The organism is Parabacteroides johnsonii DSM 18315, from assembly GCF_025151045.1.
Classification (GTDB): domain Bacteria; phylum Bacteroidota; class Bacteroidia; order Bacteroidales; family Tannerellaceae; genus Parabacteroides; species Parabacteroides johnsonii.
In genome coordinates this window covers 387676-407503 of record NZ_CP102285.1, presented here as the reverse complement: position 1 = coordinate 407503, position 19828 = coordinate 387676, and the positions used below count along the sequence as shown (strand labels likewise).

16 protein-coding genes and 1 pseudogene are annotated in these 19828 nt (G+C 43.6%); 9 read left to right on the top strand and 8 right to left on the bottom strand.

What is annotated here, in order from left to right; all coding sequences use genetic code 11:
• Positions 1-50: 50 nt before the first annotated feature.
• Positions 51-1046, bottom strand: a complete 996-nt coding sequence (locus NQ564_RS01890; RefSeq protein WP_129649941.1) for an IS110 family RNA-guided transposase — start codon at positions 1044-1046, stop codon at positions 51-53.
• A 290-nt stretch (positions 1047-1336) separates the two neighbouring features.
• Positions 1337-2995, bottom strand: a pseudogene (locus tag NQ564_RS01885) (IS1182 family transposase).
• A 659-nt stretch (positions 2996-3654) separates the two neighbouring features.
• On the opposite strand from NQ564_RS01885, the gene NQ564_RS01880 reads away from it, so the two are divergent.
• Complete coding sequence (locus NQ564_RS01880; protein ID WP_008158695.1) at positions 3655-4650, top strand: IS110 family RNA-guided transposase; 996 nt, start codon at positions 3655-3657, stop codon at positions 4648-4650.
• A gap of 193 nt (positions 4651-4843) precedes the next feature.
• Here NQ564_RS01880 and NQ564_RS01875 read toward each other — a convergent pair whose 3' ends face one another.
• Entirely contained in the window at positions 4844-6310 is a 1467-nt protein-coding gene (locus NQ564_RS01875) for an OmpP1/FadL family transporter (RefSeq protein WP_008151656.1), read from the bottom strand.
• A gap of 30 nt (positions 6311-6340) precedes the next feature.
• A complete protein-coding gene (locus NQ564_RS01870; protein WP_260056987.1) occupies positions 6341-6466 on the bottom strand; it encodes a hypothetical protein in 126 nt (41 codons plus the stop codon).
• A gap of 114 nt (positions 6467-6580) precedes the next feature.
• On the opposite strand from NQ564_RS01870, the gene queC reads away from it, so the two are divergent.
• The 3 genes from queC to NQ564_RS01855 all read left to right on the top strand — a co-directional run bounded on the left by queC (position 6581) and on the right by NQ564_RS01855 (position 8747).
• Positions 6581-7243 (top strand): 7-cyano-7-deazaguanine synthase QueC, encoded by a 663-nt coding sequence (gene queC / locus NQ564_RS01865; RefSeq protein ID WP_008154618.1) that lies wholly within the window; start codon positions 6581-6583, stop codon positions 7241-7243.
• 34 nt (positions 7244-7277) lie between these two features.
• A complete protein-coding gene (gene queF / locus NQ564_RS01860) occupies positions 7278-7745 on the top strand; it encodes a preQ(1) synthase (RefSeq protein WP_008151659.1) in 468 nt (155 codons plus the stop codon).
• A 222-nt stretch (positions 7746-7967) separates the two neighbouring features.
• Positions 7968-8747 carry a 3-keto-disaccharide hydrolase gene (locus tag NQ564_RS01855; protein WP_008151661.1) on the top strand — a complete coding sequence of 260 codons (780 nt, stop codon included), beginning with the start codon at positions 7968-7970 and terminating at the stop codon, positions 8745-8747.
• Between the two features lie 74 nt (positions 8748-8821).
• Here NQ564_RS01855 and NQ564_RS01850 read toward each other — a convergent pair whose 3' ends face one another.
• Positions 8822-10642: a DNA polymerase III subunit gamma/tau gene (locus tag NQ564_RS01850; RefSeq protein ID WP_008151662.1), complete on the bottom strand. Its 1821-nt coding sequence runs from the start codon at positions 10640-10642 to the stop codon at positions 8822-8824.
• 71 nt (positions 10643-10713) lie between these two features.
• Between NQ564_RS01850 and NQ564_RS01845 the strand changes: the two genes are divergently transcribed.
• Entirely contained in the window at positions 10714-11019 is a 306-nt protein-coding gene (locus tag NQ564_RS01845) for an FtsB family cell division protein (protein ID WP_008151663.1), read from the top strand.
• Entirely contained in the window at positions 11020-11349 is a 330-nt protein-coding gene (locus NQ564_RS01840) for a hypothetical protein (RefSeq protein ID WP_008151664.1), read from the top strand.
• A 669-nt stretch (positions 11350-12018) separates the two neighbouring features.
• On the opposite strand, the gene NQ564_RS01835 is transcribed toward NQ564_RS01840, so the two are convergent.
• The gene (locus NQ564_RS01835; protein WP_008151669.1) at positions 12019-13401 is read right to left on the bottom strand and encodes an MATE family efflux transporter; all 1383 of its coding nucleotides are present in this window, start codon (positions 13399-13401) and stop codon (positions 12019-12021) included.
• 596 nt (positions 13402-13997) lie between these two features.
• Between NQ564_RS01835 and NQ564_RS01830 the strand changes: the two genes are divergently transcribed.
• The 3 genes from NQ564_RS01830 to NQ564_RS01820 are packed head-to-tail and all read left to right on the top strand — an operon-like array spanning position 13998 to position 18866.
• Positions 13998-16295, top strand: coding sequence for a TonB-dependent receptor (locus tag NQ564_RS01830; protein WP_227963272.1), 2298 nt, complete (start codon positions 13998-14000; stop codon positions 16293-16295).
• A gap of 43 nt (positions 16296-16338) precedes the next feature.
• The gene (locus NQ564_RS01825) at positions 16339-17742 is read left to right on the top strand and encodes a DUF4374 domain-containing protein (protein WP_008151673.1); all 1404 of its coding nucleotides are present in this window, start codon (positions 16339-16341) and stop codon (positions 17740-17742) included.
• On the top strand, positions 17739-18866 hold the full coding sequence (locus NQ564_RS01820; protein WP_008151674.1) for a PepSY-associated TM helix domain-containing protein: 1128 nt from the start codon (positions 17739-17741) through the stop codon (positions 18864-18866). The genes NQ564_RS01825 and NQ564_RS01820 overlap by 4 nt, the downstream gene beginning before the upstream one ends.
• A gap of 106 nt (positions 18867-18972) precedes the next feature.
• Here the strand turns inward: NQ564_RS01820 and NQ564_RS01815 are convergent, their stop codons facing one another.
• Together NQ564_RS01815 and NQ564_RS01810 are read right to left on the bottom strand one after the other, a co-directional pair.
• Positions 18973-19575, bottom strand: coding sequence for an OmpH family outer membrane protein (locus NQ564_RS01815; protein ID WP_008151676.1), 603 nt, complete (start codon positions 19573-19575; stop codon positions 18973-18975).
• A gap of 28 nt (positions 19576-19603) precedes the next feature.
• Entirely contained in the window at positions 19604-19822 is a 219-nt protein-coding gene (locus tag NQ564_RS01810) for a hypothetical protein (RefSeq protein ID WP_008151678.1), read from the bottom strand.
• Positions 19823-19828: the final 6 nt, after the last annotated feature.

Genomic DNA, 19828 nt, shown 5'->3' with positions numbered 1-19828 from the left:
ATAGCTACTTCCTAAACCTAAGATGTTTTCGAAGTTAAGGACCTTTTTTATTATACGGCTAATGTTACAAATGGAGTCTGCCTTCGTATCACAGCAAAAGATCTTGCTATGATTTTGGCTCTTACTGCATTGATTACAGATGCTTTATGTTTCCCCTCCGCTATTTTCCTTTTATAATATGCTTTCATCTGCGGATCCCAAGATATGGCAGTAATAGCTGCTCGGGTAAGGTATACTTTTACTTCTTTGTTAGCCAATGAAGAAGTCTGCGTTTTTCCCCGTATGGAAATACCTGAAGTATGTTCAAATGGGGCAACCCCACAATAGCAGGCAAATTTCCTCGGGGTGTCAAATCTTTGAAAATTGTCAGTAACACACAGTAATACAATGGCATTGATAATTCCTATTCCTTTTATACTTCTTAATAGCAAGTAGTTTGTGTAAAGCGATGTACTGGCGGCTATTAGTTGCTCCATATCTTCTTCCACTTCCAGGATCTTTTCTTTTATCGACTTGAGCTGCTCTTCCAAAAAAGAAATGGATTCTGTCACATCAGCCAACTTAGCCATCTGGGAGAATGTTTCCAATAACTTTATGCTTGATACTTTTTGCTTGACCAAATTGTCACGTATAATAATCCATCCCCGCAGTCTCACCAAGTCTTTGTTAGGTAATTTGTATAACTCTAGTTTTCGATAATGTAATACCGCATAGTTCGCTATCCTTTTGGCGTCAATGCGGTCATTTTTGCCTCGTTGTAGGCCCATGGACTTCTTGATGGTCAACGGGCAAACCAAAGCCAGGGAAAATCCCATGGAGACACTGGAAACAGATAACTCTGTGACATAGCTTCCCATGTTTTCAGCACAGAACAAGAGTTTGGATAAAGAGAGATGATAACCTGCTATCCAATCCAATAAAGATTGGATCCCTTCTGGAGTGTTATCAAAAGACTTGTGAGACAACTCTTTTTCGGCCGCAGACATTAATGATGCATCGAAAGTTTTTTTTCCTACATCAAGACCTACAAAATGAGAATAATTCATAATTTTGTATTTTACAGTATTAAACATGAAGGAGAAACAGCTAATACATTTATTAGGTCGTGAACCTACAATTCTAACTGGCTAGGTTCTCCTATTAAGAGAGTTGCAGTCTGATTCAGCCTATAGTCATTTAAGACTAGTGTCAAAGTTAGTTCACTGCAACTCTTCTTTTCAAATATACACTTATATTTTATTGTGATATTTAATACTGCAAATGTAAATGTGTCATAATTCCTGATTATGTGCAGCCTCTTTTTTGTGTCTATACAGCAATAAATTTGATTATGCCGTCATTTTTTCAAACTTATCCTGGCATATTTCCAGTTTATGCATGTAACAAATAAAAATAACCACGAATTTTCCATAAAAAGACGCTTTTCTTCCCTTTTTGTCCACTTTTCTCATCATTGAACATAGTTTCTTTATATTGAAGGCTATGGCAAAGAAGGTAAAATCCATCACGACCTTGTCTTTTCCCATATGCCTGAAACGGCGGTAAGCCATATTGGACTTCATCTGTCCGAAGACTGCCTCCGGTTCAATGCACCGCCTTCCCCTTTCCTTGATCCCTTCTTCTGAAGTCAATAATTCACAGGCCTTTCGCTTATAGGCATTAAGCCGGTGATTGACCCTGATCGTCCTTTGGTTGGCCTTGGCCTTGTAACAGAGGCAGCGCAAGGGACACCCCTTGCATCGTATGGCGCGATAACAGGCGCTCTGGGAGATATAACCGCCCTCCGTCCGGGTTTGCACCGTACCGGTCCGGGACATGCGCTGCCCCATCGGGCATATGTAATAATCTCCTTCCTCATTATAATAGAGGCTGTCGGGATGAAAGGTGTCAGGTTTATAGCGGGGACGGTGTTCCAAATGGAAACGATTGTATTTGACGAACCCCTCAATGCCGGCTTCGTCCATGAAACGGTAGTTCTCTTCCGAGCCGTATCCGGAGTCGGCGACGACCCTTTTTGGGAAACGACCGTAACGGCCCGGGAAAGAGCCAAGGAATGGTATGAAGGTCAGCGTGTCGGTCGGGTTCGGAAAGAGGGCGAAGTCTGTGATGAATTGGTTCTCGGAGGATATCTGCAAGTTGTAGCCGGGCTTGGTTTGTCCATTACACATGGCGTCTTCCTTCATGCGCATGAATGTGGCCGAGGGATCGGTCTTGGAGATGGAATTGCGGCCTTCCATCTGTTCCAGGCGGCTGTTATATTCCGCTAGCTTCTCGCCATGCCTCTCCAATTCTTTGAACATCTTGTTCTTTCCTCTTTGCGCGGCCTTCTCTTCCTTTGTCTTTGCCTCAGGTGCCGAACCGAGTGCCTCCTTGAATTCCTTGGAGATCTCGCACAATGTCTGGGGGTAAGCTCCAAGGTGTCAACATCGGCCGCCTTGTCTTGTGCCATCTGCTCGTTGATCTGCTGGAGTAACACACGGATTTTCTCCAACAGCTTCTCACGGTTCCTTTCCACGCTCTTGCGCCATACGAAGGTATACTTGTTCGCCTTGGATTCTATCTTCGTCCCGTCAAGGTACTCGACCTCAAGCGTGACAAAACCTTTCTCTACCAATATCAACACTAAGAGGGTGAATATATGTCCGATCTCATTCTTGACACGGTTACGGAAACGGTTGATGGTAGCGAAGTCAGGCTTCTGATATCCCGACAGCCAGATATAATAGATGTCCCGGTATAGGAGTTTCTCTATTTTTCGGCATGAGTATACGTTATTCATGTAACTATAAAGGATTACCATGAGCATCATTTTGGGATGATAAGGGCTGCGGCCACGCTCATGGTATAGTTTCTTGAAACCTGACAGGTCCAGGCTCTCGATAACCGACTTGAGGATACGTACAGGATCATCCTTAGGGATATCCCGGTCGATCCTCTGGGGAAAAAGTAGCGTTTGATCGGGATCATAACTTCTGAAGTGTAAATTTTCTGGCATCTTGCAAGCGTTTATTTGTCACTAAATTACAAAAATATCAGAACTTGGGCAAGTTCTTGCAATAGAAAATCAAGATAAATAACTTGATTTTCATATCTTATAAAAAGAATAAGACTGCTGTGGGAATACCGGCTTTTACAAAAGGAGCGCGCCCCAAATATGGGACACGCTCCTCGTCATAATTAAAGTTTCGGCTGTCATTATTATATTATTATTTATCCTTGTCAATCCCATATTACAAAAAAGCTTGACACGATAAGTTGTCAAGCTACACATCCCGTATAGTCAAGGCTTCTTTTGCTTGGTTACTCTCTACTTATAATATCTCTTAAAACGAGTGACTTTGCAAAGGAACAATTTTATTTTATACAAAACAATTTTTTTAGACTTTACTTTATATGTTGGCCAGCATAAAAAAAGAAAGGGGGAATTTTGACACATTTACATTTGCAGTATTAAATATCACAATAAAATATAAGTGTATATTTGAAAAGAAGAGTTGCAGTGAACTAACTTTGACACTAGTCTTAAATGACTATAGGCTGACAGACTGCAACACTCTTAATAGGAGAACCTAGCCAGTTAGAATTGTAGGCTTACGACCTAATAAATGTATTAGCTGTTTCTCCTTCATGTTTAATACTGTAAAATACAAAATTATGAATTATTCTCATTTTGTAGGTCTTGATGTAGGGAAAAAAACTTTCGATGCATCATTAATGTCTGCGGCCGAAAAAGAGTTGTCTCACAAGTCTTTTGATAACACTCCAGAAGGGATCCAATCTTTATTGGATTGGATAGCAGGTTATCATCTCTCTTTATCCAAACTCTTGTTCTGTGCTGAAAACATGGGAAGCTATGTCACAGAGTTATCTGTTTCCAGTGTCTCCATGGGATTTTCCCTGGCTTTGGTTTGCCCGTTGACCATCAAGAAGTCCATAGGCTTGCAACGAGGCAAAAATGACCGCATTGACGCCAAACGGATAGCGAACTATGCGGTATTACATTATCGAAAACTAGAGTTATACAAATTACCTAACAAAGACTTGGTGAGACTGCGGGGATGGATTATTATACGTGACAATTTGGTCAAGCAAAAAGTATCAAGCATAAAGTTATTGGAAACATTCTCCCAGATGGCTAAGTTGGCTGATGTGACAGAATCCATTTCTTTTTTGGAAGAGCAGCTCAAGTCGATAAAAGAAAAGATCCTGGAAGTGGAAGAAGATATGGAGCAACTAATAGCCGCCAGTACATCGCTTTACACAAACTACTTGCTATTAAGAAGTATAAAAGGAATAGGAATTATCAATGCCATTGTATTACTGTGTGTTACTGACAATTTTCAAAGATTTGACAACCCGAGGAAATTTGCCTGCTATTGTGGGGTTGCCCCATTTGAACATACTTCAGGTATTTCCATACGGGGAAAAACGCAGACTTCTTCATTGGCTAACAAAGAAGTAAAAGTATACCTTACCCGAGCAGCTATTACTGCCATATCTTGGGATCCGCAGATGAAAGCATATTATAAAAGGAAAATAGCGGAGGGGAAACATAAAGCATCTGTAATCAATGCTGTAAGAGCCAAAATCATAGCAAGATCTTTTGCTGTGATACGAAGGCAGACTCCATTTGTAACATTAGCCGTATAATAAAAAGATCCTTAACTTCGAAAACATCTTAGGTTTAGGAAGTAGCTATACACTTCTGAAGAGTTGTTATGTCTATATACGAACTTACCCAAGGATACGTTAATGTTCGTAAACTTGGGTAAGATTTGAGAGATATTGTTTGGAGAGGACTTAGAATTCACCCCCTTTCTTACTGATATATGATATTGTTAGGTTAAAAAGCGTAGGATACTCCGATCGACGGCATCAAAGCATAGATGTTGTAATGTCCTCCGAATGTACGGTCATTACCAGTAATCAAGCTCTTGTCACTATAAGAACCGTCACGTCCGAAACCTGTCACATAAGAAAATGCAAAGTCGATAGATAACGGAGCGATAGGACGGAAACTCAAACCGGTAGTAATACCGAATTTATTCATACTCGGTGTTTCAGGGTTCAGATAATCGTCTTTCACAGGTGATTCGTCGAAGTAAGCACCTAAACGAACATCCAAGCGATTCGTTGCGGCAAACTGTGCACCGACACGGTAGATACGTGAGTTCTTATATTCCTTTCTCGCTACCATGTCATATTTGCTTAAAGATGACGGAGCGAAATTGATTGCCAAGTTCTTGTAAGCGCCCCAGCCCACAAACTGAACTTCCCCGGAGAGGATCCAACGGTTAGTCGGCTTGAAGGTAACCCCTACATTCCAGTTATCCGGCAATGGCAGTTCGGCGGAGAAAGTGCCTTCATCCAATGGAGGAATAGAAAAATCCTTCATCGATTCGGGGATAGGGAAACCGGCTGCTTCAGCTGTTTTCAACAAGCCTGCTACCTGAGGAAGCAAATTATTCTTCAAATCTGTTTCATTCGCATAACTCAATGAAATGTTACCTTCTTTCACACGTGCCTTTACTTTCGAGCGATAAGAAACACCTACCGTCCACTTTTCGTTAATATCGAACATAGCACCCACATTAAAACCTAACCGGACACCGGCATCCCCTTTCAGATTGACAGAAGCGGCGGATGCATCCTGATATTTCGCCATATCAGTCATCAGCTTATCAACGGTAGGCTTAATCAAAGCGGCCAATTCAGGATGTTGAGCCAAAATAGGGCCGAACTGCTCCATCAATCCGTTTGCCATATTATTCATTTCACCAGGGCCGATCAACGCACGGCTCAGTTCGATATTGCCGAACTCCATCATCAAGCCGGCACCGACACTCAGACGGTCCGTGATCTTCCAGGAAACAGTCGGTTGCACATTAAATGCTTTCAAGGCGATATCCTGTACCAGATGAGCACCTTTCCAATCCTTTCCCCAGTTCATGGAACTACCGTAGGGAGTCGTTACGCTCACACCTGCTGCCAGATTATCATAGATTTTAAAACCGGCATATACATAAAGAGGAGTGCTGGGCGTATTATCCGGACGCTGCACATAATCTCCGTCTGTAAATTTACCTTTTGAGAAAACACCGGAAACACCAGCCGACAAATGTATCTTATTTTCCATAAATGCCAATCCGGCAGGATTGAAGTGCATACTTTCCGCACCCAGTTTCATTGCAACACCGACATGCCCCATACCGGCCTGCTTCGTACTCTGTGCGTTTACCTGATAACCTTCTGCGGCCACATACGTCATTGGAAGCATGGAAAGACATGCTAACGCGATAACTTTCTTCATAAAAACTTTATTTATTAATACCTATTTCTATTATGCCTTCCCGGAGACATAAACGGCGGCAAAGATAACTACTTTTTTTAAATATTGCACACTTATAGCAAAAATGTGCCGCACAAATTCACCAAAATTGTGCAACTCTTCTTCTCTGCGTTCCATAAATACCGATATTTGACATACCCTTTTGTCAATAAAAAAAGTATCTTTGCACCCGAAAAGGGACGTTTCCTTTTCCGTGTGCTTGCTAAACCACGTATTAAAAACAAGAAAAATATGAAACATCAAGAAGCCGCTTTGGTATGCTTCTCCGGTGGACAAGACTCCACGACCTGCCTGTTCTGGGCCAAGAAGCACTTTTCTCGCGTAGAAGCCGTATGCTTTACATACGGACAAAAACATTCCCTGGAAATAGAGGTTGCACGAAAAATTGCAGCCGATGCCGACGTTCCGTTCCAATTGTTGGACGTATCGTTGATCAGCCAGCTCGATCCGAACTGTTCGCTGACAAATACCGACATCTCAATGGATCAGGAAAAACCGGCAGACAGCTACCCGAACACCTTCGTCCCGGGACGCAACATGGTATTCCTGACCTTCGCCGCCATCCTCGCACGCAGCAAAGGAATCTTCCATCTCGTAACCGGTGTATCGGAAGCCGATTTCAGCGGTTATCCCGATTGCCGCGATACATTCGTCCGCTCCCTCAACGTCACCCTGAACCTGGCAATGGACGAACAGTTCGTGATCCACACGCCCCTGATGGACCGGGACAAAAGCGAAGTGTGGGAACTGTCCGACACGTTAGGAGTTTTCGACCTTGTACGGACCCAAACCCTCACCTGCTACAATGGTATCATGGCAGAAGGCTGCGGCCATTGCCCCGCCTGCACACTACGCCGCGAAGGTTTGGAGAACTATTTAAAAAGACGCCGATAAACCATCATTTACAAGAATAACAAAAGAAAACATCATGGATACAAGAAAAGATGAAAACGAATTGCACCTGTTAGGAGGTTCAACCGTATACAAGCAGGATTATGCTCCGGAGGTATTGGAAGCATTTACCAACAAGCATCCGGACAATGATTACTGGGTGCGCTTCAACTGTCCGGAATTTACCAGCCTCTGTCCTATCACCGGCCAGCCGGACTTCGCCACCATCTACATCGATTATATTCCCGATGTAAAAATGGTGGAAAGCAAGAGCCTGAAATTGTATTTGTTCAGTTTCCGCAATCACGGGGCCTTTCATGAGGATTGTGTCAATATCATCATGAAAGACCTCATCCGCCTGATGGCCCCCAAATACATAGAAGTAACCGGCATTTTCACCCCGCGCGGCGGAATCAGCATTTACCCGTATTGCAATTACGGCCGGCCGGGCACTAAATATGAAGGGTTGGCAGAGCAACGGCTTTTCAACCATCAGGCGAGATAAAAAAGGCACGCACTGCTTCTATCTCCATAAGCCATTAGTTTGCAATTGGATGTAAGTGTATTTTATTCTCGACAACGTCGAAAATATATTCGACAACGTCAAGAATATACACGACAATGCCGAAAATATATTCGCCAACGCCGGAAACCGAATACACTTACATGTATTTTTTATTACCTTTGCAAGCAGTAAATTATTAAACCTAATAAAACAATTTAGACCATGAACAAAAGCATTACAATGAAGACTGTTTTGGCAGCCTTGGCTTGTACGGTCTGTATCAGTGCAAGCGCACAAAAACAGTACCCCGAACAGGAAAAAATGAAACCGGGAATGTCCGAATACTGGACTCCGCAACCGAAAGTTGTCACTCCTGGCGACATCAAAACAAACAGTGCCCCTTCCGATGCCATCGTCCTGTTTGACGGAAAAGACCTTTCCGCTTGGCAAAGCGCTAAAGGCGGACCGGCCGAATGGATCGTAAAAGACGGTGTTTTCACGGTGGACAAGAAGAAAGGTGATATACTGACAAAACAAAAATTCGAGAATTTCCAGTTGCATATCGAATGGTGCGTACCTGAAAACATCACCGGCACAAGCCAAGGACGCGGCAACAGCGGCATCTTCCTGCAAGACATGTATGAAATCCAGGTTCTGGATTGCTATAACAACGAAACCTACGTGAACGGACAGACCGGAAGCGTCTACAAACAAACGCCTCCTCTGGCAAATGCCATGCGCAAGCCGGGTGAATGGAATGTTTACGATATTATCTATTCCGCTCCTATCTTCAAGGAAGACGGTACTTATCGTGTTCCGCCGCGTGTTACGGTTATCCAGAATGGCATCGTATTGCAGAACAACACGACTATCCTGGGCACTACGGAATATATCGGTTTCCCGAAAGTTGTAAAACACGGAGCAGGCCCGATCCGTTTGCAGTCTCATGGCGACCCCAGCGAACCGATCAGTTTCCGTAATATTTGGATCAGAGAAATGTAAAGTCAGGTGAAAGTTGAAAGTTGAAAGTTAGATTTATATTTCTTTTCAACTTTCACCTTTCAACTTTCAACTATTTAGTCAAGTGTCAGATTAAACTCGTCTTTCAACTTAGCCAAAACCGGATTTATGCTTAGTAAGTGTTCGTACTTCTCTGCTGATGTATAGGCCAAATGTTTCTGGTTCGTTTCATCTATACGGACACGCATCTGGATACGGGTATTCTTCAACTGCATCCGCAGATAACTCAATATATCGATACAATTATTCGTCAATTCATCCTGCTGGCCGGGATTATGTACACAGACTTCAAAATAATAATGATCCTGTAAAGTCGGCTTACAATTGATCATCGTATTTTTCAGATATACCTTCTTGTCAATCGTAGACGCATAAGCGTCCCAGTAATATACCAATGCCTCCTGGCTGAAAGGGTTCTGCATTTCCTGTACCACGGTAGCGGCCTGCGTCGTAGCCTGCTGTGCTTTCGGATGCTCTACACCTATCTCTTTAATGGACGTGCCGAACTGAGGTGGACGCGCCACTCTCTTGGGAACCGACGCCGGAGGAGCCTGCGGAATAACAGTCGAAGAAGGCGGTACATGAGTGGAAACAACCTGCTGGCGAGGAGTCGCCCCCGTCATTTCCTGTGGAGATTGTACCGGACGTTGCAAAGGAGGAGCGGATTGTACGGTGTACGTCTGAGTCGCTACTGCCTGCCCTGATTGAGCAGGGGCTTGACCCGGCCCGTTGGATGCTATCGGCTCAATCAGCCCTTTTTTTTTATCATCGGCCGGTTGTCCGGCACTGCTTAATTGGCAAAGTTGGATAAGCGTAAGTTCCAATAACAGACGTTTATTCCGGCTGGCCCGGTAATTCAGGTCACATGTATTTGCCAGCTCGATCGCCTTAAACAACAGCCCGTCGGAACAGCGCTTCGCCATCTCCTTATAACGTTCACGGATAGAAGCGCCTACCTCGAACAATATCAAAGTAGCCTCATCCTTACATACCAGCAAGTCACGGAAATGCGACGCCAAGCCGGTTATGATATTCTGCCCGTCAAATCCTTTGCTCAAGATATCGTTCAAGATCAGGATGGCAGACCGGACATTCCCGGAAAGCATTGCATCCGTCAGCCGGAAATAATATTCGTAATCCAGAACGTTCAGGTTATCGATAACTGCCTGATAGGTAATATTTCCATTTGTAAAACTGACCACCTGGTCGAAGATGGACAACGCGTCGCGCATACCGCCATCCGCTTTCTGGGCAATCACATTCAAGGCTTCCGGTTCAGCCGTCACCCCTTCGCAGGAAGAGACATATTCCAGATGTTCCACCATATCGGCAATCGAGATACGCGAAAAGTCGTATATCTGGCAACGGGACAGGATGGTCGGCAAGACCTTGTGCTTTTCCGTCGTAGCCAGAATGAACAAGGCATGATGGGGCGGTTCCTCCAATGTTTTCAGAAACGCATTGAAAGCTGCCGAACTCAACATATGAACCTCGTCGATAATAAAGACCTTATATTTTCCGATTGGAGGTGGAATACGCACTTGGTCGATCAAGGCACGGATGTCGTCAACCGAGTTATTGGAGGCTGCATCGAGTTCATGGATATTATAAGAACGCTGCTCGTTGAAAGCCTTGCAGGATTCGCATTCGTTACAGGCTTCCCCGTCGGCAGTCGGATTCAAACAATTGATCGTCTTGGCAAAGATACGGGCACAAGAAGTCTTACCCACTCCACGGGGACCGCAAAAGAGATAGGCATGAGCCAGCTTGTTACTTTGTATTGCATTTTTGAGTGTAGTTGTCAAGGACTTCTGGCCTACCACACTACGAAAAGTAGAAGGACGGTATTTCCTTGCCGATACAATATAATTATCCATTCTCTGCTTTTTTATTAACAAGACAAAGATAAACAAAATAATTCATTTACCTTTGCAAAAACGAAGTTCCGATGTCACGCATAAAAGACTTTTACAACAAGTATCTATCCAGGATCAATGCCTACTGGCTGGTAACCATAGTGTTCTTCGCTCTGACTTTTGCAATGGGCGATAGTAGTCTGTATAAGCGTTATACCTATGATGAAAAGATTCGTAGCCTGGAAAAAGAAATCAAGCATTACCAGAAGGAGATCGAAATCAACAGCAAAAAGCTGAACGATCTGCATACGGATAAGGAAGGCCTCGAGCGCTTTGCCCGTGAAGAATATTTCATGAAAAAGCCGAACGAGGATGTATATATTATTAAGAATAAGTAAATGAACGAAAAAGCAAGAACGATAGTTTTCAATATCTCCGCCCTGCTGTTGCTTGCCGGTGCGGGATTATATCTGGCATTGCCGGTTGTAGCTCCTTACCTGTTCGCCATCGGAGCTGCCGGTATAGCAGTCAGTTACCTGACAATGCCTACCAAGGATATGGATTTCCGCAGACGCAGGTTGCACCGCTACAATATATTTGCCGGATTGCTATGCATATTCGCCTCCGCCCTGATGTTCAGCGGACGGAAAGAATGGGTGATTTGCCTGACCATTTCAGCCTTGCTTCAACTATACACGGCGTTTGTGAAAACGAAGAAGAGCCAGTAAACATATTAATTCCTATTAAGAATCCCTGAATTTTTATCTTTATTCTGCATTTTCAGTTTCACACTCTCTTTGTTCTTTCCAAAAGAAAAATTATAGACAAGGTGACATACACCATGTTTGCATTATTGATAATTCTCTCTGTTTCGGTTCGTTGCAATAAGGATGTTCCCAAAACGGATACCGTCTGTTTCCATGCATCATAGAAAGGGTATCTGATTCCTCCTGCCAGAGTCAGGGTCTTCATCGGTTTGTATGACACTTCTACGGATGCCATACTCGGAGTGTTCTTCATCGTTTGGCCCGCAAGAGATTTTCTTCTTTCCATGTAAATAAACCATAGAAAACATACCCCACAAAAAACTGATTCACATCCTCTATAATGTATTCTTTTGCCGTAGTATAGTTTGTATATCCAAAGAACAATGACGGCATCATTAAAGAAAAAGAAAGAACAAAAAACAATGGCGGTGTGTCAAATATCGGTATTCATGGGAAGCAGACAACGCAGACAAGCACAGATTAACACAGATATTATTAATTATCAGCAAAATAAATCTGCGTTTATCTGCTTATTCTGCGTCATCTGCGTCCGGGAATGTCAATTTGAAACAGCCTCATGTGAAAAGTGTAGCATCCCATTGTTTGCGTGGAACACACAACACTTTAGGACTATTTAGAGGCTTCTGTTTTGTGAATTGGCATCATATATTTTGGAGAATGCATCCAAAATGCAGCAACAATCAACAAACTTGTTAAAATTTCAGATAACGGCAAAGCAAGCCAGATACCCTTTACACCCATTATATCAGGCAATATCATGAAACACGGAACCAAGAAAATGAAACCACGTAAAATGGCAAAGGTTATGGCTGGTTTTACCCGTTCTATACTTTGATAATATCCGATAATAGAAAGATTCAGAATAAAAAAGATGAATCCTACACCATAATATGGAAACCCTTCTATTGCTATACGTGCAGCAGCATTGTCAATACGCAAAAATAATCCGACAAGTAACTCTGGGAAAAGAATGAAAGCAACTGTCGAGATAATTCCGCAAATAAACGCCGCAGCTAAAGATACACGTAAAGCAGAATGTACTCTTTCCTTACTTTCTGCACCGAAATTATAGCTGATAATAGGCTGGGCAGATTGAGCAATGGCATTGCCTATCATGAAAACGAATGGAAGATAATAGCAACTAACTCCAAAAGCTCCTACTCCGTCATCTCCCAAATGCCGCATAAATACATGGTTCCCAATGAACAATAAAATAGCCATTGTCAATTCTCCCAATAGTGCTGACGAACCAATTTTACATTGAGTAATTATATTACGGAAAAAGAACATAAGCCCTCTCCCGTCCAAACGTAAAGAATGTAAACGTGTATTACGGGCATAAAACAATAAATAAACAATAGCTACGGAAGCTCCTATCAGACAACTAATAGAAGTAGCAAAAGCAGCACCCATCACTCCCCAACCAAAAGGAAAAATAAACAGCCAGTCAAGAACAACATTTACCATAGCAGCTATGATACTACACCACATAGCAAGTTTTGGAGCACCATCCAATCGCATTGCAAATAAGGCAACAGCTATCCATAGTTCGAACAATAAAGATGGGGAAAACCAAGTCAAATAATCGACAACCATAGGCAATAGGTGTTCTGAAGCCCCCAACAAATAAGCTATCTTTTCGGGAATAATCAAAATCAATGCCCCCACAATTATAGATATTAGTGTCACAAAGAGCATGGCTTGCGTAATACTGGCTCGTGCTAAAGAGTTTTTCCCTTTGGATAAATGAATAGACGCAATTACAGAACAGCCAGCACCAATCATTAATCCTACCCCCATAAGCACCATTAACAGAGGAACACAAATATTTACGGCGGCAATTCCATCGCTTCCAACCCCGTGCCCGACAAAAATACCGTCAATGGTTGTTACGGCAGACATGCTTAACATTCCCAATACTGTCGGGAAAAATAGTTTTTTAAACAGAACGGAAACTTTCTCGTTTCCAAAATCAATAACTTTTTCTTTCATACTACATTTGGTTTTTATATTTATGTTGTTTTTTTATTCAAAAACAAAAGCCGGATAAGATGATGGTTTTACCCAATCATCTTATCCGGCTTTCATAGCCCTCCGATGAGGATTATCAAATGTCCTTTTTGTTATTTCGGCGCAAAGGTGGGTCAAAGAATTTACTTATCCAAATATAAATAGCATTTTTCCATTATTTAGTTCAATTATCAAAATGTCACTTCCACCCCATCAAAATCGAATTAATACCCCACATTTTGGGAATTAGTAGCATGGGTAATATTTTTTAACATTACAATCACTGCTATTTTACGATCCTTAAAGTAGCAAATTGTCAAACGGGTAATTCAATTGTTAATTGTTCAAAGTCGAGCAAAAATACCTACGCGTAGTGAGTAATGCCAACAAATCGCCTCATTGAAGGACGGCAAATTACCTAAAATCCGCGATTGATGCGCTTTTCATTTATAAAGATCTTTGCAGCGTTTTACTAACGATACAAAACTCTTTATAAATTGAAAGCGACTATTCTTAAACTTTCCGGCTTATTCCTATTTCTCTTGGCCGCGATATCCGCCTCTGCCCAAGACAGAGCAATGATCTCTGGTAAAATCATATCTACGGAAAAAGAAATCGTTGATTTCGCAACGGTTTACCTGAAAGGTACGACCTACGGCGGAACAACCGACGAACAAGGTATTTACCATCTGAAAGCTCCGGCTGGCGACTATACATTAGTCGTTTCCGCCATCGGTTATCAGACGGTTGAAAAACCGGTAAAGCTTGCCAGCGGAGAAAGGACCAAGCAGAATATCACCATTACTCCGCAATCGACGGAACTGGACGAAGTGGTCGTTGTCTCAAACGGAATAAGCCGTTTGAAACGTTCGGCATTCAATGCCGTAGCACTCGACACGAAAGAACTGCAAAATTCCAACAGAAGCCTGAGCGAGGCATTGGCAAAAGCTCCGGGAATGAAAGTGCGTGAATCCGGAGGTGTCGGTTCGGACATGCAACTTACGCTGGACGGTTTCAGCGGCAAACATGTGAAAATATTTATCGACGGTGTGCCACAGGAAGGTGTGGGAAGTTCGTTCGGGCTGAACAACATCCCGGTAAACTTTGCCGAACGTATCGAAATCTATAAGGGAGTGGTCCCGGTAGGCTTCGGTACGGATGCAATCGGAGGCGTGATCAATATCATCACTAAAAAGAAACGAGACAGATGGTTTTTGGACGCATCCTATTCGTACGGTTCTTTCAATACACACAAATCTTATGTGAATTTCGGGCAGACGTTCAAAAACGGATTCACCTACGAAATCAATGCTTTCCAAAACTATTCGGACAATGACTACTACGTGAACGCTCCGGTAGAAAACTTCGAGACCGGAAGCATCGACAGAAGCAAAAAGGAACGGGTGAAACGCTTCAACGATACCTACCACAACGAAGCAGTTATCAGCAAGCTAGGGATCGTAGACAAGAAATGGGCGGACCGCCTGCTGCTGGGTTTCACCTACTCCAATATGTACCAGGACATACAGACTGGTGTACGCCAGGAAATCGTTTACGGCCAGAAGCACCGCAAAGGACACTCTCTGATGCCTTCATTGGAATATGGCAAACGCGATCTGTTCACCAAAGGGCTGGACATCGTGTTGACAGCCAACTACAATAAAAACCTGACAACCAACGTGGACACTTCTTCTTATGAATATAACTGGCGGGGAGAAAAACACCTGATGAACTCCGCCGGAGAACAGTCAAGGCAGCATTTACGGGCAGACAACAATAACTGGAACGGAACGTTGACACTCAATTACCGGGTCGGCAAAATGCATACATTCACCTTCAACCACGTATTGAACACTTTCCATCGTTCCAATACCTCCCTGCTTGCAGCCGAAGAAATGAAAAGCGCCATTGCCAAAGAAACCCGCAAGAATATTTCGGGCCTTTCCTACCGGTTAATGCCATCCGAACACTGGAATTTTTCCGCTTTCGGAAAATATTACAGCCAATTTGTAGCAGGCCCGATGGCCACCTCGAGTACGCAAGACGAATATGTACGCAAAACACGTTCTGTCAACTCATTCGGATACGGGGCGGCCGGAACCTACTTCATCCTGACAGGCCTGCAGGCCAAGCTGTCTTACGAAAAGGCTTATCGTCTGCCGACCATCGAAGAGATGTTTGGTGACGAAGACCTGGAAATGGGCGAACTGAGTATCCGACCGGAAAATAGCGACAATATCAACCTCAACCTGAGCTACAACAAGACATTCGGGAAACATACCTTGTATGTGGAAGGTGGAGTGGTCTACCGCAATACGAAAGACTACATACAACGTAACATCACAGATCTGAGTGGCGGCAAGCAAGCAGCGACCTATATCAACTACGGCAAGGTCGAGACAAAGGGATTTAATCTGTCCATCCGCTACAACTTCGCAAACTGGGTAAGCGTAGGCGGCAACTTTACCCAAATGGATGTACGCGACAGAATGAAGACCTCCATTACCAGCAATGCCGAAAACCTGGCCTATGGGGAACGGATGCCGAACCTTCCCTACCGGTTTGCGGATTCCGACATATCGTTCTACTGGCGTAACCTTTGGAAAAAAGGCAATGTGCTGACTGTTACTTACGACAATCAATACCTGCATAGCTTTACATACTATTCGTCGGCTATCGGATCGAAAAACAACGACTATGTCGTACCGAACCAGTTCTCTCATAATTTAGCTCTTTCCTACAGCCTTCAGAACGGACGGTACAACGTGTCGTTAGAGTGCCGCAATTTTACAAACGAAAACTTATACGACAATTTCAGTTTACAGAAAGCCGGACGTGCTTTCTATGGTAAAGTGAGAGTTTATTTCGGAAATTAATTCAATTATCACAGTTACTAAATATAAATACATTTATTGCAAAATGAAAAAGAATCATTTATTAACCGGTATTGCCGCAGCTATGCTGGCGGGTGGGCTGTTTACTTCCTGTAGTGACAACGATATCCCGGCACCGGACGAAGGAGGGAAGGGTGAAGTCAAAAACACATTCGTAATCCCAGCTTCTACAACGGCATCCGGAAATACGACCAACGTACTGCTTACAGCCGAAAGTGTGGACGAAGGGACCATCACGACATTGAACAACGGCCTTGTGAATGACGGAGCTACACAATGGGTCTTCTACAAAGACCAGTATTTGTACGGCCTGACTTACAATCAGGGAAATGCCGGCGACACACGCTCGTATATCCTGAATGCGAACGGAGAACTTGAAACCCGTTCACAGAGCTATAAGGTCAAACGATTTACGACTTACGGCATTTATGACAAGTATATCATGACCCTTTCTTCAGGTGACGGTCCGACGGAATGGGCGGACGAGAACGGCTATGTTCCCCAGTCATTCCTGGTATCCCTTTTAGATGTCGCAGCCGAGACAAAAACGGACAACGACACGAAGAACAAAGCCTACCTGTCCGAAAACTTCCTGGGCAATGGTGAATATGTAACGCTGGCAGGTATTCTGGAACATAACAGCAAGATCTATAGCGTAGCCGTACCGATGGGATTAAGCCAGTACGGGACAAAAGACGGAAACGGAAAATGGGTCTTGCCGGGTAACGAAGACTTGGTGAAAACCGAATCCGGAGGTTCGAACAGCAGCGCTTACGAAAAAGACGAGCTATTGTGGACACAATATCCGAATTCCTGTTGGGTCGCCATCTTCGACGATGCAACATTTACAAATAAGAAAATCATCAAGACTGATAAAATCAGTTACGCTTGTGGCCGTTTCAAATCGCAATATTATCAAATGATCTGGGCCGCCGACAATGGTGACATCTATATATTCTCACCATCTTATGCCAAAACGATGACCGACCCGCGCCAGCAGACCAACTTGCCGGCCGGTGTAGTGCGCATCCCGAACGGAAGTGAAGATTTCGACGATTACTACTGCAACTTGGAGGCACAGAGCAATGGAAATTCCTTCCTTCGCAGCTGGCATATCACAGACGATTATTTCTTATTACTGATGTATGACCGTCCTTTCAGTGAAACAGGCTATACAGCCAATCAGTTGGCCGTGTTCAAAGCCGGAGCCGAAAAGTTGACTTACGTGAGCGGACTTCCTTCAACCGATATCATTTCCGGTTTCGGAAACACGATACATGTTGAAAACGGCAAGGCTTACATCGCTGTAACGACAACCGATGGAAATCCAGCCATCTACAAGATCGACCCAGCTAACGCCAGTGCAACGAAAGGTGTAACAGTCGAAGCCACTCAAATAACCGGTATCGGTAAATTGGCAGTAAAATGAAAAAGTTCTTTGCGAAAATACATTTATGGTTATCGATACCCTTCGGTATCATCATCGCGATCGTCTGCCTGACAGGAGCCATCCTGGTATTCGAAACAGAGATACTGGAGCTTTGCTATCCTTCCCGTTATTTTGTCAAAGAGGTAAAAGGCGAAGTGCTTTCGCCGGCGGTGCTCATGAGCGCCGCCGGCCAGCAACTTCCCGACTCCATCAAAATAAACGGAATACGGGTTTCCTCCGATCCCAAACGGACCTACCAATTAATTTTACCGGGGAAAAAAGCTGCTTGCTTTATTAATCCCTACACCGGAGAAATTACCGGCATAGACGATGGGAAAGGGTTCTTTATGAAAATGATGCGCCTTCACCGCTGGCTGCTGGACGAATATAAACGGGATGGAAGTTTTGCCTGGGGAAAGACTATCGTCGGATATTCAACCCTGGTATTGGTCATTATCATCATCAGCGGCCTTGTTATCTGGTATCCGAGAAACAAGAAAGTACTGAAAAACCGGCTCAAAATAAAAACAAAAGCCGGCTGGTTCCGTTTCCTGTACGATCTACATGTCTCCGGAGGTTTTTATGCTGCTTTACTTTTGCTTGTCCTGGCATTGACCGGCCTGACCTGGTCGTTCGGCTGGTATCGTGACGCGTTCTATACCGTGTTCGGCATCAGCACAACTTCCAAGCAGACACATGCTCCGGCATCCTCCTCTCCTCAAAAAACATCAGGTGACAGAGGGCTGAAGAAACACCCCAAAACCAATTACACACAATGGGCTGAAGTCTTGGCCGATTTACAAAGCCGTTATCCGGAATATAAATCGATCGCCATCCAGGACGGATCGGCAACGGTTTCTACTGCCACCTATGGAAATACAAGAGGAAGCGACCGCTATTCTTTTGACCCGGCTACCGGCAAGATCACCGAAATCCAATTATACAAGGACCTCCCTAAATCCGCCAAAATAAGAGGATGGATCTATTCCGTCCATGCCGGAACATGGGGAGGGATGGCAACCCGGATATTGAGTTGCCTGGTTTCGCTTTTAGGGGCTGTTTTTGCCATAACCGGCTACTATTTTTGGCTCAAGAAGAAACTCCGGAAGTCCATACAAAGGTAAACAAGCACAAGCATGCTTCGCTTGCCGTAATACATAGCTTTACAAAAAGGGCTGCCCAGCGATATGCGCGGGCAGCCCTTTCGTATATATCTATATGTTCTGTTCCTTATTTTCCGGAAGAGTAGTTCTTATTCAGCACTTCAAGAAATTCGGCCGTGATGTCGTATGCCGGATTAGACAGCAAAATATTGTCCCCCATTGTATTGCTGAAAATGATCTGATAACCTTTTGCCTGGTTAAAAGTCGTCAACTGGGCAACGATCGTATCGCGAAGCTGTCCGTTCAGTTCCATCTGCTTGGCAGCCAGTTCTTGTTCTTTCTTAGCGGCATAGTTCTGAAGTTCCTCCTGCTTTTTCTGCAAACGGTTTCCTTCCTGCTGCGCTCTTTCCGTAGTAAGGAAAGCATTGGCTTCATATTTACGCTGGAAATCATTCAATTCTGTCCGTAAGGCATTTGACCGTTGGGTCATATCTAAACGATAATCTTCCTGCATCTTGAGGATACGTTCATTCAGATCTTTCGAATAGTTGTAATTCGCTAAAAGAGAGTCTACATTCACATATGCTACAGGGAGCAAATTGGTAGAATCTCCCTCCGTTGTGAAAGCCGGAGCTACTGTGGATTCTTTTTTACTGGAAAACTGCATAACAAACAAGATTATGACAGCCACCGCGAGCACACCATTAATAACGTAGTTAATGTTCTTCATAAAGTGTAAATTAAATCTTTATTTTATTTTATTCTTCTATTTCCTTTATCTTATCATATAGATTCTTCCGCAAACTATCTCTCTTATGCTGGGTTTTAGCACAGCATATACCTTTCTCCCTTAGTGCTGCGTTACCTTCAATGTGTGTATTAGGAAACTTCCCTCCCTTTTTGAAAAGAACTTTTACACTGAGCAACACAACACAAATAAAAAGAATTATGACGGTAATCAATAACGTTGTAAGCATTTTCTC

Excerpts from the sequence above, each read along its gene's own strand:
- NQ564_RS01855 (WP_008151661.1), top strand. The coding sequence starts at position 7,968 with ATGAACAAAAGCATTACAATGAAGACTGTTTTGGCAGCCTTGGCTTGT.
- NQ564_RS01830 (WP_227963272.1), top strand. The coding sequence starts at position 13,998 with ATGATCTCTGGTAAAATCATATCTACGGAAAAAGAAATCGTTGATTTC.
- NQ564_RS01850 (WP_008151662.1), bottom strand. The coding sequence starts at position 10,642 with ATGGATAATTATATTGTATCGGCAAGGAAATACCGTCCTTCTACTTTT.
- NQ564_RS01890 (WP_129649941.1), bottom strand. The coding sequence starts at position 1,046 with ATGAATTATTCTCATTTTGTAGGTCTTGATGTAGGAAAAAAAACTTTC.
- NQ564_RS01875 (WP_008151656.1), bottom strand. The coding sequence starts at position 6,310 with ATGAAGAAAGTTATCGCGTTAGCATGTCTTTCCATGCTTCCAATGACG.
- NQ564_RS01810 (WP_008151678.1), bottom strand. The coding sequence starts at position 19,822 with ATGCTTACAACGTTATTGATTACCGTCATAATTCTTTTTATTTGTGTT.
- NQ564_RS01870 (WP_260056987.1), bottom strand. The coding sequence starts at position 6,466 with ATGGAACGCAGAGAAGAAGAGTTGCACAATTTTGGTGAATTTGTGCGG.
- NQ564_RS01815 (WP_008151676.1), bottom strand. The coding sequence starts at position 19,575 with ATGAAGAACATTAACTACGTTATTAATGGTGTGCTCGCGGTGGCTGTC.
- NQ564_RS01835 (WP_008151669.1), bottom strand. The coding sequence starts at position 13,401 with ATGAAAGAAAAAGTTATTGATTTTGGAAACGAGAAAGTTTCCGTTCTG.
- NQ564_RS01820 (WP_008151674.1), top strand. The coding sequence starts at position 17,739 with ATGAAAAAGTTCTTTGCGAAAATACATTTATGGTTATCGATACCCTTC.
- NQ564_RS01845 (WP_008151663.1), top strand. The coding sequence starts at position 10,714 with ATGTCACGCATAAAAGACTTTTACAACAAGTATCTATCCAGGATCAAT.
- NQ564_RS01840 (WP_008151664.1), top strand. The coding sequence starts at position 11,020 with ATGAACGAAAAAGCAAGAACGATAGTTTTCAATATCTCCGCCCTGCTG.
- NQ564_RS01880 (WP_008158695.1), top strand. The coding sequence starts at position 3,655 with ATGAATTATTCTCATTTTGTAGGTCTTGATGTAGGGAAAAAAACTTTC.
- queF (WP_008151659.1), top strand. The coding sequence starts at position 7,278 with ATGGATACAAGAAAAGATGAAAACGAATTGCACCTGTTAGGAGGTTCA.
- queC (WP_008154618.1), top strand. The coding sequence starts at position 6,581 with ATGAAACATCAAGAAGCCGCTTTGGTATGCTTCTCCGGTGGACAAGAC.
- NQ564_RS01825 (WP_008151673.1), top strand. The coding sequence starts at position 16,339 with ATGAAAAAGAATCATTTATTAACCGGTATTGCCGCAGCTATGCTGGCG.